Annotated in this window: 12 protein-coding genes; all 12 read right to left on the bottom strand. The window is 70.5% G+C overall.

Annotated elements, in window-relative coordinates; all coding sequences use genetic code 11:
* Positions 1-8: 8 nt before the first annotated feature.
* The 12 genes from OG858_RS29120 to OG858_RS29065 all read right to left on the bottom strand — a co-directional run bounded on the left by OG858_RS29120 (position 9) and on the right by OG858_RS29065 (position 14,833).
* Entirely contained in the window at positions 9-1,292 is a 1,284-nt protein-coding gene (locus tag OG858_RS29120; protein ID WP_327726067.1) for a thymidine phosphorylase, read from the bottom strand.
* Positions 1,293-1,369: 77 nt separating this feature from the next.
* The gene (locus OG858_RS29115) at positions 1,370-1,762 is read right to left on the bottom strand and encodes a cytidine deaminase (RefSeq protein WP_086749326.1); all 393 of its coding nucleotides are present in this window, start codon (positions 1,760-1,762) and stop codon (positions 1,370-1,372) included.
* Entirely contained in the window at positions 1,759-3,033 is a 1,275-nt protein-coding gene (locus OG858_RS29110; protein ID WP_086749327.1) for an ABC transporter permease, read from the bottom strand. The genes OG858_RS29115 and OG858_RS29110 overlap by 4 nt, the downstream gene beginning before the upstream one ends.
* A complete protein-coding gene (locus OG858_RS29105) occupies positions 3,030-4,175 on the bottom strand; it encodes an ABC transporter permease (protein ID WP_086749328.1) in 1,146 nt (381 codons plus the stop codon). The genes OG858_RS29110 and OG858_RS29105 overlap by 4 nt, the downstream gene beginning before the upstream one ends.
* The gene (locus OG858_RS29100) at positions 4,175-5,743 is read right to left on the bottom strand and encodes an ABC transporter ATP-binding protein (protein ID WP_319319992.1); all 1,569 of its coding nucleotides are present in this window, start codon (positions 5,741-5,743) and stop codon (positions 4,175-4,177) included. Before OG858_RS29100 ends, OG858_RS29105 begins: the two co-directional genes overlap by 1 nt.
* 272 nt (positions 5,744-6,015) lie before the next feature.
* Positions 6,016-7,068 (bottom strand): BMP family lipoprotein, encoded by a 1,053-nt coding sequence (locus tag OG858_RS29095; protein ID WP_319319989.1) that lies wholly within the window; start codon positions 7,066-7,068, stop codon positions 6,016-6,018.
* A 387-nt stretch (positions 7,069-7,455) separates the two neighbouring features.
* Positions 7,456-8,514 carry a BMP family lipoprotein gene (locus tag OG858_RS29090; protein ID WP_086747455.1) on the bottom strand — a complete coding sequence of 353 codons (1,059 nt, stop codon included), beginning with the start codon at positions 8,512-8,514 and terminating at the stop codon, positions 7,456-7,458.
* Between the two features lie 302 nt (positions 8,515-8,816).
* On the bottom strand, positions 8,817-10,070 hold the full coding sequence (locus tag OG858_RS29085) for an amidohydrolase (protein WP_037694462.1): 1,254 nt from the start codon (positions 10,068-10,070) through the stop codon (positions 8,817-8,819).
* 512 nt (positions 10,071-10,582) lie between these two features.
* Positions 10,583-11,047, bottom strand: coding sequence for a low temperature requirement protein A (locus OG858_RS29080; protein WP_327745883.1), 465 nt, complete (start codon positions 11,045-11,047; stop codon positions 10,583-10,585).
* Positions 11,048-11,112: 65 nt separating this feature from the next.
* Complete coding sequence (locus OG858_RS29075) at positions 11,113-12,237, bottom strand: hypothetical protein (protein WP_319269099.1); 1,125 nt, start codon at positions 12,235-12,237, stop codon at positions 11,113-11,115.
* 55 nt (positions 12,238-12,292) lie between these two features.
* Positions 12,293-13,231 carry an N-acetylneuraminate synthase family protein gene (locus tag OG858_RS29070; protein ID WP_086753607.1) on the bottom strand — a complete coding sequence of 313 codons (939 nt, stop codon included), beginning with the start codon at positions 13,229-13,231 and terminating at the stop codon, positions 12,293-12,295.
* A gap of 15 nt (positions 13,232-13,246) precedes the next feature.
* A complete protein-coding gene (locus OG858_RS29065; RefSeq protein ID WP_086753605.1) occupies positions 13,247-14,833 on the bottom strand; it encodes an N-acylneuraminate cytidylyltransferase in 1,587 nt (528 codons plus the stop codon).
* Positions 14,834-14,850 lie beyond the last annotated feature (17 nt).

The raw sequence follows: 14,850 nt of genomic DNA, 5'->3' as shown, positions 1-14,850 counted from the left end.
GCTCTGCCTCAGGCGATCCGGTCCAGCACGATCGGGGTCGGGGTGAACTCCGTGCCCGCTGCCGCGATGTCGTACGACCCCTCCACGGCCTGCAGGGCGTACTCGAAGCGCTCCGGGGTGTCCGTGTGCAGGGTGAGGAGGGGCTGGCCCTCCGTGACCGTGTCGCCGGGCTTGGCATGCATCTCGACGCCCGCGCCGGCCTGGACCGGGTCCTCCTTGCGGGCGCGGCCCGCTCCGAGGCGCCAGGCGGCGATGCCGATGTCGTACGCGTCGAGGCGGGTCAGGACGCCGGAGGCGCTCGCCTTCACCACATGCTGCTCGCGCGAGGTCGGCAGTGCGGCGTCGGGGTCACCGCCCTGAGCGGCGATCATGCGGCGCCAGGCGTCCATCGCCGAGCCGTCGGCGAGCGCCTTCGCCGGGTCTGCGTCCTTCACGCCGGCCGCGTCGAGCATCTCGCGGGCCAGGGCGATCGTCAGCTCGACGACGTCCGCGGGGCCGCCGCCGGCCAGGACCTCGACCGACTCGCGGACCTCCAGCGCGTTGCCCGCCGTCAGGCCCAGGGGGGTCGACATGTCCGTCAGGAGGGCGACCGTCTTCACGCCGTGGTCGGTTCCGAGGCCCACCATCGTCGACGCCAGCTCACGGGCGTCCTCGATGGTCTTCATGAAGGCTCCCGTGCCCACCTTCACGTCCAGGACCAGGGAGCCCGTCCCCTCGGCGATCTTCTTCGACATGATGGAGGAGGCGATCAGGGGGATCGCCTCCACGGTTCCCGTCACGTCCCGCAGCGCGTAGAGCTTCTTGTCCGCCGGCGCCAGGCCGTCGCCCGCCGCGCAGATGACGGCACCCACCTCGTCAAGGACGTTCAGCATCTCCTCGTTGGAGAGGAGGGCGCGCCAGCCCGGGATGGACTCCAGCTTGTCGAGGGTGCCGCCGGTGTGGCCGAGGCCGCGGCCCGAGAGCTGGGGGACGGCCGCGCCGCAGGCCGCCACCAGGGGAGCGAGGGGGAGGGTGATCTTGTCGCCGACGCCGCCCGTGGAGTGCTTGTCGGCGGTGGGGCGGGACAGGGACGAGAAGTCCATGCGCTCGCCGGAGGCGATCATCGCGGCCGTCCAGCGGGCGATCTCACGGCGGTCCATGCCGTTGAGGAGGATCGCCATGTTGAGGGCGGCCATCTGGTAGTCGGCGACCTCGCCCCGGGTGTAGGCGTCGATGACCCAGTCGATCTGTTCGTCGCTGAGCTCGCCGCGGTCCCGCTTGGTGCGGATGACGGAGATGGCATCCATCGACAGAGACGTCATGGCTTTCCTTTTCGAGGTTTTCGAACGTGTGCGGCCCCCCTGAGCAACTCAGAGGGGCCGCACGGGAGTCACTTGGTGAGATGGTCCGGACCGAAGGCCTGGGGCAGCATCTCCGAGAGGGGGACGATTCCCGCCGGGGTCTCCAGCAGGAGGTCCGGGCCACCGAACTCGTACAGCAGCTGTCGGCAGCGGCCGCACGGGACGAGGATCGCGCCCTTGCCGTCCACACAGGTGAAGTGCGTGAGACGGCCGCCGCCCGTGCGGTGCAGCTCCGAGACCAGGCCGCACTCCGCGCACAGGCCGAGGCCGTACGAGGCGTTCTCGACGTTGCAGCCCGAGACGGTGCGGCCGTCGTCGACGAGGGCGGCGACGCCGACCGGGTAGCCGGAGTACGGGGCGTACGCCCGGGACATGGCGTCCCGGGCCACCGTACGGAGCCCGGCCCAGTCGACGGCGGTCACTTGCCCTGTCCCTTCCGGTACGGCAGGCCGTCCGCCTTCGGCATCCGCAGTCGCTGGGCGGAGAGCGCGAGGACGATCAGCGTGATGACGTACGGCGTGGCGGCGACGACCTGGTTGGGGACCTCGTTGGTGGTCGCGTACCAGGTGAAGACCAGGGCACCGATCACGAAGGTGATCGCGGCCGAGACGTACTTCTTGCGGACGGCCTGCCAGATCGCGCCGATGACCAGCAGCAGCGCGCCGAGGAGCAGCAGGGCGTGGACGTTCTCGGAGCCGCCGCGCAGGTTGAGGCTGTCGGTGTAGCCGAAGAGGCCGGCGCCGAGGGCGAGGCCGCCCGGCATCCAGTTGCCGAAGATCATCGCGGCGAGACCGATGTAGCCGCGGCCGCTGGTCTGGCCCTCCAGGTAGAAGGGGTTGGCGACGATGGCGAGGAAGGCGCCACCGAGGCCGGCCAGACCGCCGGAGATGATCACGGCGAGGTACTTGTACTTGTAGACGTTGACGCCGAGGGACTCGGCGGCGACCGGGTTCTCGCCGCAGGAGCGCAGGCGCAGACCGAAGGCGGTGCGCCACAGGATCCACCAGGTGGCGGGGATCAGCGCGACGGCGACGAGGGTCAGCCAGGAGACGTCGGTGACCAGTCCGCCGAGCAGGCCGGCGAGGTCGGAGACGAAGAACCAGCCCTTCTCGTTGAGGGTCTGGAGCGCGTCCGATAGCCCTGGCACCGTGAACTGGCCGAGGGAGTCGACCGGCGGGGACTGCTTGGCCGAGCCGCCCTGGTGGCCCTCGAAGGCGAGGGGGGCGAGGTAGCGGGTGGCGCCGAGGGCGAGGATGTTGATGGCCACACCGGAGACGATGTGGTTGACGTTGAAGGTGACGGTGACGAAGGCGTGCAGCAGACCGCCGATCGCGCCGCCGGCGATGCCGACCAGGACACCGGTCCACGGGCCGTACTGGAAGCCGGCCCAGGCACCGAACCAGGTGCCGAGGATCATCATGCCTTCGAGGCCGATGTTGACGACGCCGGCGCGCTCGGCCCACAGACCGCCGAGACCGGCGAGGCCGATCGGGACGGCCAGCTCCAGCGCGGTGGACATCTGGCTGACGTTGGTGATGCCGTCGGCGCCGGTGATGATGCGGACGATCGAGGTGAGTGCCAGGACACCGGCGATGACCAGCAGCAGCACGGGCAGCGACAGCTTGCGGCCCGTCGGGGCGGCCGGCTGCAGCGAGGGCTGGTTGACGTCGGTCGCGGTGGTGCTCGTGGTCATCGGCCCGCCACCTCCTTCTTGACGTTGTTGTTGTCGGAGGCTTCCGCGCCCAGACCACCGAGAACATGGCCCGCGGCGAGCTCGGCGCCGACCCGGCGCTGCTGGCGGCGCAGGCCCCACTCGCGCACGGTCTCGTAACTGACGACGACCGAGAGCACGATCAGGCCCTGCATGATGACCGCGATCTCCTTGTCGTAGTCGTGGAAGTCCAGCTCGGGCGAGGCCTTGTCGAGCCAGGCCCACAGCAGGGCCGCGAAGGCGATGCCGACCGGGCTGTTGCGGCCGAGCAGGGCGATGCCGATGCCGAGGAAGCCGATGCCGGTGGGGAAGTTGAGGCTGTAGGTGTGGGTGTCACCGAGCAGGATGGGCAGACCCGCGAGGCCGGCGATGCCGCCGGAGATCAGCATGGCGGTGAGCACCATGCGCCCCGGGTCGACGCCGCTGGCCGCGGCGGCCGTCTCCGAGGCACCGGAGGCACGCAGGTCGAAGCCGAAGCGGGTGCGGCTGAGGACGATCCAGTAGCCGATGCCGAGCAGCACGGCGAGGACGACCAGGCCGTAGATCTCGCCGGCCGCGCCGATGTCGATGCCGGGCACCCAGCCGGACTCGGCCATCTCGCCGGTGGTGTTGTTGTTGCCGACCTTGACGCCGAAGACGTTCGGCAGCCAGAGGTAGCCGATGACGGAGGTGGCGATCGCGTTCAGCATGATCGTCGCGACGACCTCGCTGACGCCCCGGGTGACCTTGAGGACACCGGCGATGCCGGCCCAGAAGGCACCGGTGAGGATCGCGGTGAGCATCAGCAGCGGGATCTGGAGGAACCCCGGCAGGTCGACGTGGGCGCCGACGATCGCGGCCATCATGGCGCCGAGCAGGTACTGGCCGTCGACACCGATGTTGAACAGGTTCATCCGGAAGCCGATGGCCACCGCGAGGGCCGCGATGTAGTACAGCGAGGCCTGGTTGATGATCCGGACCTGGATGTCGGAGAACGAGGCCTGCTCGAACATGATCGAGAACGGCTCGACCGGGTTCTTGCCGGAGGCGAGCAGCACGATCGCGGTCAGCGCGAAGGCCACGGCGAGCGCGAGGACCGGGCCGGCCACCGCGAGGAGCACGCGCTCCCTGTCGAACTTCTTCATCAGCGGGCCTCGTCTTCCTCGGACTCGGACGTGTCCGCCGAGGTCTCGGGGGTCTCTTCGTGTTCGAGGTGGCCGGTGGCGGCGCCGGTCATGGCCGAGCCCAGCTCCTCGGGGGTGATGGTGGCCGGGTCGGCGTCGGCGACCAGCTTGCCGTTGTAGATCACCCGGAGGGTGTCGGACAGGCCGATCAGCTCGTCCAGGTCGGCGGAGATCAGCAGCACGGCCAGGCCCTCGCGGCGGGCCTCGCGGATCTGGTCCCAGATCTGGGCCTGCGCGCCGACGTCCACACCGCGGGTGGGGTGGGCGGCGATCAGGAAGCGCGGCTTGTGGCTCATCTCGCGGCCGACGATCAGCTTCTGCTGGTTGCCGCCGGAGAGGGAGGCGGCGGTGACGTCGATGCCGGGGGTGCGGACGTCGTACTCGGCGACGATCCGGCGGGTGTCCTCCTGGGCGGCCTTCGGGTCGAGCCAGACGCCCTTGGCGTTGGGCCGCTCGGTCACATGGCCGAGGATACGGTTCTCCCAGAGGGGGGCCTCCAGGAGCAGACCGTGCCGGTGGCGGTCCTCGGGGATGTAGCCGACGCCCTGCTCGCGGCGCCTGCGGGTGGGCCAGGTGGTGATCTCGTCGTCGGCGAGCGCGATCGTGCCGGAGTCGGCGGACTTCAGGCCGATCAGCGCGTCGACCAGCTCGGTCTGGCCGTTGCCCTCGACACCGGCGAGGCCGAGGACCTCGCCCGCGTGGATGGTGAAGGTGATGTCGTCGAGCAGCGCCTTGCCGCCGACGGCCTCCAGGCGGAGGTCCTTGACGGTGAGGACCGGGCGGTCGGTCACCGTGGACTCGGCCGTCTCGGGGGTGGGCAGCTCGCTGCCGACCATCAGTTCGGCGAGCTGACGCGGAGTGGTCTCGGAGGGGACGGCCGTGCCGACCGTCGTGCCGCGCCGGATGACCGTGATCTCGTCGGCGACCGACAGGACCTCGCCCAGCTTGTGCGAGATGAAGATGACCGCCAGGCCCTGCGTCTTGAGCTCGCGCAGGTTGGCGAAGAGCGCCTCGACCTCCTGCGGTACGAGCACGGCGGTCGGCTCGTCCAGGATCAGGGTGCGGGCACCGCGGTAGAGGACCTTGAGGATCTCCACGCGCTGGCGCTCGGCGACGCCCAGTTCCTCGACCAGGACGTCGGGGCGTGCCCCGAAGCCGTACCGGTCGGAGATCTCCATGATCTTGCGGCGGGCCTTGGCGCCGATGCCGTACAGCTTCTCGCTGCCGAGGACCACGTTCTCCAGGACCGTGAGGTTGTCGGCGAGCATGAAGTGCTGGTGGACCATGCCGATGCCGCGGCTGATGGCGTCGGCCGGGGAGGAGAACGAGACCTGCTCGCCCTCGACCGCGATGGTGCCCTCGTCCGGCTTCTGCATGCCGTAGAGGATCTTCATCAGGGTCGACTTGCCGGCGCCGTTCTCCCCGACGAGGGCGTGGACGGTGCCCTTGCGCACGGTGAGGTGGATGTCGTGGTTGGCCACGACTCCGGGAAATCGCTTGGTGATCCCGGCGAGTTCGACGGCGGTCACCTGACCGTTGACCGCCACGTCGGCCGGAGGGCTGCTGGACGCGTTGATGGCGCACTCTCCTGGGAAAGGGGGTCGTCTACGCGCGTAGCGCCCCTACGGCATCGAAAGCGGGCGGCGACGTACCGTGACAACGGGGTACAGGGAGCGATACTCCCCGTACCCCGTTGAGCGGACGTAACCCCGCGGTTACTGGCGGCCTCGGGTTTGCCTGAACTCCCCCGGGGCCACCCGGCTGCTCGTGGTGTAGCTGGGTCAGCAGGTCTCGACCTGGATCAGCTGGTCTTGACCTTGATCTCGCCGCTGATGATCTTCTCCTTGGCCGTCCTGATGGCTTCCTGGAGCTCGGTGTCGTCCTTGAACTTCGGGTTGGAGTCGGCGAGGCCGACCTCGCCGGTCTTCAGATCGCCCCTGACGATACCGGTCTCGGGCTTACCGTCCTCGACCGACTTCGCCAGGTTGTACACCGCCTTGGCGACGTCCTTCGTCGCCGAGGTGAGGATGAAGTCCTTGTACTTCGCCAGGGCTTCCTGCTTGTACTGGTCGGAGTCGACACCGATCGCCCAGATCTGGTCGACCTCGGCGGCCTCGATGACGCCCTGGCCGGAGAGACCCGCGGCCGCGTAGATCACGTCGGCCTTCTTCTCGATCTGGCCCTCGGCGGCCGTCTTGCCCTTGTCGGGGCTGGAGAAGCCACCCTCCTCGGCCGTCTGGGTGAGGTACTGGGTGAGGACCGTGGCCTTCGGGTTGGTGTCCTTGACACCCTGCTCGAAGCCCGCCTGGAACTTGTGGATCAGCGGGATGTCCACGCCGCCGACGAAGCCGACGACGTTGGTCTCGGTGCTCTTGGCCGCGGTGACGCCCGCGAGGTACGAGGCCTGCTCCTCGGAGAAGACCAGGTCCGCGACGTTCTTCAGCTGGACGGTGGAGTCGTCCACGATGCCGAAGGTGGTGTCCGGGTACTGCTCGGCGGCGGCCTTCACGGCCGTCGCGTACGCGTAGCCGACACCGACGACCGGGTTGTAGCCCTGCTTGGCCAGGGAGGCCAGGCGCTGCTCCTTGTCCGCGTCCGTCTCGCCCTCGGTGGGCTCGATGTCCTCGGTCTTGTACCCGAACTCCTTCTCCGCCTTCTCCAGGCCCGCGTACGCGGCGTCGTTGAAGGACTGGTCGCCCTTGCCGCCGACGTCGTACGCGATGGCGAGGCCCATGTCGCCCTTGGCGTCGGCGGAGGACGAGGCCTCCGTCGAGGTGCCGCCGCAGGCGGAGAGAGCGAGGGCGAGAGAAACGGTCGCTGCGCCTGCGACCGCTGTGCGGGAAACCCGGCGCATGTGTGGTGCTCCTGTCGTACAGCGCCGGGGGTACTGCTCAGTAGTGCTTCACTGCGTCGGCGCCTTGTATGGCTTTCGCCGCAGAGTAACGCGCGTAGACCTTGCGGGAAACCCCGGTGGACCACGTTGTTATGGGGCCGTGTCGCAAGGTTCGCCCGGTGGTGGTCCGGGGTGTTGGGGGTGGAGTGTGGGGTGCGGGTTCGTTGTGGCTGGTCGCGCCTCTGCGGCGGGGCCGCAGAGGCGCGCCCCGCGCGCCCGAGGCGGGCGGGGCGGCCCCGACCGGCCTACAGCGGCCCTGAACCGGCGCACACGTGAAGCGGGCGGGTGCACAGGTGCACCCGCCCGCTTCAGGTCACTCGGAGCCTCTTGGCACTCGGAGACCGACGACTACTCGGTCTTCACCTTGATGGTGCCGTCGATGATCTCCTTCTTGGCCTTGGCGACCGCGTCCGAGAGGCCGGCGATCTCGGCCATCTTCGGGTTGGAGTCCGCGAGGCCGACGCCGTCCACCTTCAGGTCGAAGGTCTGGACACCGGTGAGGGGCTTGCCGTCCTCGACGGACTTGGCGAGGGCGTAGACCGCGCCGCCGACGTCCTTCAGGGCGGAGGTCAGGATGTAGTCCTTGTAGGAAGCCAGGGCCTCCTGGTTGTACTGGTCGGAGTCGACACCGATCGCCCAGACCTTGGCCGCGGCGGCGGCCTCGATGACACCCTGCCCGGACAGACCGGCGGCCGCGTAGAGCACGTCGGCCTTCTTCTCGATCTGGCCCTCGGCGGCGGCCTTGCCCTTGTCGGGGCTGGAGAAGCCGCCCTCTTCGGCGGTCTGGGTCAGGTACTGGGAGAGAACCTTGACCTTGCCACCGCTGGTGTCCTCGACGCCCTGCTTGTAGCCGGCCTCGAACTTGTGGATGAGCGGGATGTCGACACCGCCCACGAAGCCCACGGTGTTCGTCTTGGTGGCCTTGGCGGCCGCGACACCGGCGAGGTACGAGGCCTCCTGCTCGGCGAAGACGAGGGACGCCACGTTGTCACCCTCGACGACCGAGTCGACGATGCCGAAGCTGGTCTTCGGGAACTGCTTGGCCGCGGCCTCCATGGCGGGACCGTAGGCGAAGCCGACGCCGATGACCGGGTTGTAGCCCTGCTTGGCCAGGGACTCAAGACGCTGCTGCTTGTCGGCGTCCGTCTCGCCCTCGGTGGGCTCGATGTCCTCGGTCTTGTACCCGAATTCCTTCTGAGCCTTCTCCAGGCCCGCGTACGCGGCGTCGTTGAAGGACTGGTCGCCCTTGCCGCCGATGTCGTACGCGATCGCGAGACCCTTTTCGCCCTTGCTGGTCTCGCTGCCGCTGCTGCTGCTCTCGCTGCTGGTACCACCACAGGCCGTGGCGGCGAGCGCCAGCGACGCGACCCCCACCGCGACGCGGGTCAGTTTGGAAATCCGACGCATCTTGAAGTTCCCCATCTTCTCCAAAGCCCCGCGACCGGGTGCTCAGTTCGGCGCACATTAACGCGCGTAGACCCTCCTGGGAACGGGGTTTCGACTGGCCGTTATCCATTCGTGCCGGTGGCCGTTACGTCCTCGTGAACCATGGGATCGAAAGGGATGTGTCGGACACAGTGCCTCTCCTGCCCCTCGCGTTCCGTGTACATGGGGTGACTTCAGCGTGAAGGTGCGCGCCCCGTACGGTGTTCGTACGGACACGCGCACCACGCTGCCGCGAGGCCGTGCCGGGCGCAACCGGAGTGCGGTTACCGGCCGGCCGTGTCGAGGACGCGCATGCGGGCGTCCAGGAGGGCGGCCGCCGTGAAGAGTTCCACGCCCACGGTGATGGCGTGCTCGTCGGCATCGAAGTCGCCCTGGTGGAGGTCGCGGACAGTGAGATCGCCCGGACGGCGGACGCCCAGGCGGGCCATGGCGCCGGGAACGTGCTCCAGATACCAGGAGAAGTCCTCGCCGCCGAGGCTCTGCTCGGTGTCCTCGACGGACTTGACGCCGCGGCGGGCGACCATGGAGTCGTGCAGCAGTTCGGTGACGACGGGGTCGTTGACGACCGGCGGGACGCCCCGGATGTAGTTGATCTCGGGCTTGGCGCGGTGCATGACCGCGACTTCCTGGACCGCCTCGTGGATCAGGTCGGGGGCCTGCCGCCAGGCGTTGATGTCCAGGCAGCGGACCGTTCCGGACAGCTCGGCGTGCTGCGGGATGACGTTCGGGGCGTGGCCCGACTCGATGCGGCCCCAGGTCACGACGAGCCCGGCGCGGGCGTCGAAGCGGCGGGCGACCAGCGCGGGCACGTCGGTGACGACCCGGGCGGCGGCGGTGACGAGGTCGGTGGTGAGGTGCGGGCGTGCGGTGTGGCCGCCCGGCCCGTCCAGGGAGAGCTCCAGCCGGTCGCAGGCCGAGGTGATGGGGCCGTGGCGGAGGCCGATGAAGCCCGCGTCGACCCTCGGGTCGCAGTGCACGGCGATGATCCGGCCGACACCGTCGAGCGCGCCGGTCCTGATCACGTCGGCGGCGCCGCCGGGCAGGACCTCCTCGGCGGGCTGGAAGATCAGCCGGACGGGGCGGGGCAGCTGGCCCTGGCGGTGGAGCTCGGCGAGGACGAGACCGGCGCCGAGGACGACGGTGGTGTGCACGTCGTGGCCGCAGGCGTGGGCGCGGTCCGGGACGGTGGAGCGGTAGTCGCAGTCCACCTTGGTGTCCGGGATGGGCAGGGCGTCGATGTCGGCGCGCAGGGCGAGCGCGGAGCTGTCGGGGCCGTTCCACTCGCCGATGTCACAGATGAGTCCGGTTCCGCTGTCGAGTACGCGCGGGTGGAGGCCTGCCTTCTCCAGGCGGGCCTTGATCGCGGCGGTCGTACGGAACTCCTGGTTGCCGAGCTCCGGGTGCATGTGCAAGTCGCGGCGGAAGGCGACGAGTTCGGCACGCAGGGCTTCCGGCAACGTGCCGGGGAGCGATGTTTCGGCTTCCCCTGGCAGATCTGCCTCGGACTCTCGGGACATCAGTCGGTTCACCCTCTGAAGGGTAGGGCGATCGGGCGACCTTCTCACCCTCGATCAACAAAAAATCAGCCCGTGAGGGGAAGATTTCCGGTCGCACGACGCATACGTATTGGCAGGGATGGGTATACCCGTCCGCCTCTTCGCGGGCAGGTTGACCTCGGAGAAGGGAGCGCCGGGGTTGCCCGCGAATCCCATCGTCTAAACGTCCGGGGGTACCCGGCCGATTCCCACACTCCACGGATACCACGTCCGCGCCGTCCTGCCGTCCCGGAATCACCACCGCCGCGCGACGACTCGGTCACGCCCCGTCTTCGACGGGGTGGTCGGCGAGGCGGCTCACCGGGGAGGCAGGGCCGTGTTGGCCTGCGGTTGCGGGTGTGAACCGGGTGTCGGGGCCACGGGGTGCGGGTGGGGTGGCGTGGGGGTGGCGGTGGTGACAGGGATCACGGGAGCGGTGGGGGGCGCGGGGCCGGCGGACGGGCGACCGGCGCATGGGCGCCGTCCGGTGCCTCTCAGTCGGCGGCGGCCCTGTGGGCCGTACGCCCGTGCGATGTGCGCCCGTGCAGGAACAGCAGGGCGGTGATCGTGGCGGCCAGGGCCGTGAGCGCCACCAGGGCCGGGACGAGGGCGATCGGCGGGCCCGCCGCCACGCACGCCACGCCTCCGACGATCAGCACCGGAGCGCGGTGGCCCGTGGTGCGGAGCAGGATCGCGGCGGCGCCGAGCAGGAACAGGCCCGCGCCGCCGGCCAGGGCCCAGGCGGGCATGGAGTGGAGGGGCTCGGCCGGTCCGTAGTGGTCCGTGTCGGCGACCTGCTGGAGGGTCTTCTTCATGCCGAGGGCGGCGATGACGACGCCGGCCACCAGCGGCAGGTGAGGCCACTTCGCCTTCCCCAGCCACGCGGCACGACAGGCGCGGGCCGACCGGGGAAGCGACAGCTTCGGACGCTCCCAGAGCGAACACCCGGAGCGGAACACCCGGAGCCGAGCACGCACAGCGGAGCTCACGCAGCCGAGCACGCGGAGCGGCGGCGAGGATCGTCTCAGATCGGCGCCACCGACGACAGGCGGTGGACGTCCCGTGCCGTGCCGGTGACCCCGGACAGGAAGCCCTGTGCGCGGGGGGAGGCGTTCTCCGTCAGCCAGCTCGGGTCGATGTCGCAGACCGCCACGCGGACGTCCGTTCCGGCGAGCGCGAGCGGCAGGGTGTGGACCACCGTCGAGGGGAAGCTCAGGATCGTACGGCCGATGGGGCCCCGGCGGGCGATGAGTTCGAGGGGCAGGTCGGGGCGGACGATCTCCAGGCCCGTCTCCGCGGCGAGGGTGTGCAGTTTCTCGGCGCTCTCGCGGCGGTGGGCGAAGTAGCGGGTGGCGCCGTGGACCGTCGCGAGGGAGCGGACGGCTTCGAGGTAGCGGCCGCCGTCCACGACACCGGTCTCCACGAGGGACGTACCCACGAGGTCGGCGCCCTTGGTGATGCGGGGCGGGCCGAAGCGGGCCCGGGTCCAGGCGAAGTCGTTGGCGGTGACGGAGACACCCTCGGGACTCTCGTCGATCGGCATGGAGGAGAAGACCTCGACGCTTCTGCCGGCGGTCGGGGTGAGGCGTTTGCGGGCCTTGGAGGAGACCGGGGCGAAGATCAGGTCACGGGGGCCGGGGCGGCCGCCCTTGCGGTGCCAGCGGACGAGGCGTTCGCCGCGGGCCAGCTGGGAGACGAACTCCATGGTCGCGGTGCCGTCGTCGACGACGACCAGGTCCTCGGCCCGGGTGATGGTCAGCAGGAGCTGTACGTAGCGGGAGAACGGGTCGCCCATCACCACCCGCCTGGCCCTGCGCAACAGCGGGGCCAGGCCGGTGATGGTGTGGAACGGGGCCGTCGTACCGCCCCGGGCCTCCTCCCAGCGCACCTCGTGCCCCTCGTCCCGGGCCAGTTCCGCCATCCGGCGCAGCTGGCCCCGGGTCATGGGGTCGTTGGGCGACAGGACCACGAGGGTGAGCCCGGCCCCGGACGCCCGGGCGGGCCCCGCGTCGGTCGCCGCGAAGGGCGGGCCCGCGCCGGGGTCCTGGAGTGCGTGGGCGTGCGCCCACTCCAGCACGTTCAGCAGCTGTACCGGGCTCTCGACGAAGGCGAGAGTGTGGGGGCCGGCGGTTCCGGCGCGGGGGCTCATCGACGTGTGACCGTCCCGTAGTGAGGGAGACCCGTGGTCAGGGATCGCAGGAGATTCAGACCGCGACCGGCTCGCCCGCCGCCACCGCGATCTCCGCCTCGGCGACGACGCCGGAGACCCGGCGCAGCTTCTTCATGGGGCCCAGCTCGGAGTCGTAGACCTTCTTGACGCCGTCGCCGAGGGAGGCCTCGATGGTGCGGATGTCGCGGACGAGGCGGGTGAGGCCGCCCGGCTCGACGGAGGCGGCCTGGTCGGAGCCCCACATCGCGCGGTCGAGGGTGATGTGGCGCTCGACGAAGGTGGCGCCGAGGGCGACGGCGGCGAGCGTGGTCTGCAGGCCCGTCTCGTGGCCGGAGTAGCCGATCGGCACGTTCGGGTACTCGGCCTGGAGGGTGTTGATGACGCGGAGGTTGAGCTCCTCCGCCTTCGCCGGGTACGTCGACGTGGCGTGGCAGAGCAGGATGTTGTCGCTGCCGAGGACCTCGACCGCGTGGCGGATCTGCTTCGGGGTCGACATGCCGGTGGAGAGGATGACCGTGCGGTTGGTGCCACGCAGGGCGCGCAGCAGCTCGTCGTCGGTCAGGGAGGCGGAGGCCACCTTGTGGGCGGGGACGTCGAACTTCTCCAGGAAGGCGACGGCCTCGGTGTCCCACGGGGAGGCGAACCAGTCGATGTTCTTGCTCTTGGCGTACTCGTCGATCTTGCGGTACTCGTCCTCGCCGAACTCCACGCGGTGGCGGTAGTCGATGTAGGTCATGCGGCCCCAGGGGGTGTCGCGCTCGATGTCCCACTGGTCGCGGGGGGTGCAGATCTCGGGGGTGCGCTTCTGGAACTTGACGGCGTCGCAGCCGGCCTCGGCGGCGGCGTCGATCAGCTTGAAGGCGTTCTCCAGCTCACCGTTGTGGTTGATGCCGATCTCGCCGACGACGTAGACGGGGTGGCCGGGGCCGGCGGTCTTCGAACCGAACGTGCGCAGACGGGAGTTGGTGCTCATGGTGGGACCGGTTCCTTACTTGTCGAGGGGGTCGAGAGAGTCGAGAGACGGACCGAGGATCCAGCCGGCGATCTCCCGGATCGCGCCTTCACCACCGGGGACGGTGGTGACCGCGCGTGCGGCGCCGCGCACGACGTCGTGGGCGCTGCCGACCGCCACGGGCCAGCCCACGAGGGCGAAGCACGGGAGGTCGTTGACGTCGTTGCCGACGTAGAGCACGCGCTCCGGCGCGATGCCCTGCTCCTCGCACCACTGCTTCAGTGCGAGGTCTTTCCGGTCGATGCCGTGGAGGACCGGGATCTGCAGTTTCCGGGCTCTGGCGGCGACGACCGGGTTCTTCTCCGAGGACAGGATCAGCATCGTCAGGCCGCTCTTGCGGAGGGCCGCGATACCGAGTCCGTCGCCGCGGTGCACGGAGACGAACTCCCGTCCGTCGGAGTCGATCAGCACCCTGTCGTCGGTCTGGGTGCCGTCGAAGTCGAGGACTACGGCGTCGATGTCGTCGTAGGTGGGGAGGGCGCCGGGCCGGTTCGCGTCGAAGAGCGGCGCGAGGGCCTGGGCGCGGGCGAGGTCGTGCGGGTCGTCGATCTCCAGGACCCGCGCGGGGTCGGTGCGGACGAGTTCCGTACGGCCGAAGAAGCGGTGCTGGTGCTTGCGCAGGCCGGCCGCGTCCATGGCGTAGGCGGCGCCGGTCTCCAGCAGGTCCTGCGGGCGGTCCTGGCGGCGGGGGCGGAACGACTTGTCGTGGTTCACGCCGTGGCCTCCGGCGGTGGATCCGGGGGTGGCATGGCCGTCGCCCGCCAGAGCGACGGCCGAGGCCGCGCCCGACGCGGCGGTGGCTTCGCCGAGTCGGGCGGGGGCTTCGCCGAGCCCGGCGGTGCCGTTCGTCACCGAGGCGTGGTCGGCGGCCGCCACATCGGCGCGGGTCGCCCCGCCCGAGCCGCCGAACTGCCGCGTCGGCGCGGCGCTGAGCCCGGCGGCCGCGCGGGAACCGACTGCTTCGCCGCGCACGCCGTCGGCCGCTGCCACGGGCGCGCCGTGCGCCGGCGCGGACCCGCCGTATCCGGCCGTGCCACCCGCCAGCGCCGCCCCCGCCCGGCTCGCCTCGCCGTCGGCGAACTCGTCCGCGGTCTCGCGCCAGATGAACCCGTGGAACGGTGCGACGGTCAGGGCGGTGTCGGCGCCGTGTTCCACGATCGCGCGGGCGACGCCGTCGATGTCCTCGCGGAGGATGAACGGGCTGGTGCACTGGACGAGCATCACGACGTCGACAGCGGCACCGTGGAGCGCCTCGTGGGCGTCCATGGCGTGGAGCACGGCGGCCTCGGAGGTCGCCGTGTCGCCGGCGATGGCGGCGGGGCGGAGCACGACCTCGGCTCCGGCCTCCCGGCCCGCGGCGGCGATGGCGTGGTCGTCGGTGGAGACGACGACGTCGGTCACCAGCCGGGCGGCGAGGCACTCGCGCACCGCGCGGGCCACCAGTGGAACGCCGCCGACGGGGGCCAGGTTCTTCGCGGGGACGCCCTTGGAGCCGCCGCGCGCGGGGATCACGGCGAGCACACGGCGTGCGGAAGTCGCTCGGCCCGCTTCCGGGTTGGACATGGATGGGACTCCTTGCG

The sequence above is a fragment of the Streptomyces europaeiscabiei genome (genome assembly GCF_036346855.1).
In the GTDB taxonomy this organism is placed as follows: domain Bacteria; phylum Actinomycetota; class Actinomycetes; order Streptomycetales; family Streptomycetaceae; genus Streptomyces; species Streptomyces europaeiscabiei.
This window is presented reverse-complemented; position numbering and strand designations above follow the sequence as displayed.

Coding starts and splice junctions, on each gene's coding strand:
- OG858_RS29085 (WP_037694462.1), bottom strand. CDS start 10,070: ATGTCCCGAGAGTCCGAGGCAGATCTGCCAGGGGAAGCCGAAACATCG.
- OG858_RS29065 (WP_086753605.1), bottom strand. CDS start 14,833: ATGTCCAACCCGGAAGCGGGCCGAGCGACTTCCGCACGCCGTGTGCTC.
- OG858_RS29075 (WP_319269099.1), bottom strand. CDS start 12,237: ATGAGCCCCCGCGCCGGAACCGCCGGCCCCCACACTCTCGCCTTCGTC.
- OG858_RS29105 (WP_086749328.1), bottom strand. CDS start 4,175: ATGAAGAAGTTCGACAGGGAGCGCGTGCTCCTCGCGGTGGCCGGCCCG.
- OG858_RS29095 (WP_319319989.1), bottom strand. CDS start 7,068: ATGCGCCGGGTTTCCCGCACAGCGGTCGCAGGCGCAGCGACCGTTTCT.
- OG858_RS29070 (WP_086753607.1), bottom strand. CDS start 13,231: ATGAGCACCAACTCCCGTCTGCGCACGTTCGGTTCGAAGACCGCCGGC.
- OG858_RS29090 (WP_086747455.1), bottom strand. CDS start 8,514: ATGCGTCGGATTTCCAAACTGACCCGCGTCGCGGTGGGGGTCGCGTCG.
- OG858_RS29110 (WP_086749327.1), bottom strand. CDS start 3,033: ATGACCACGAGCACCACCGCGACCGACGTCAACCAGCCCTCGCTGCAG.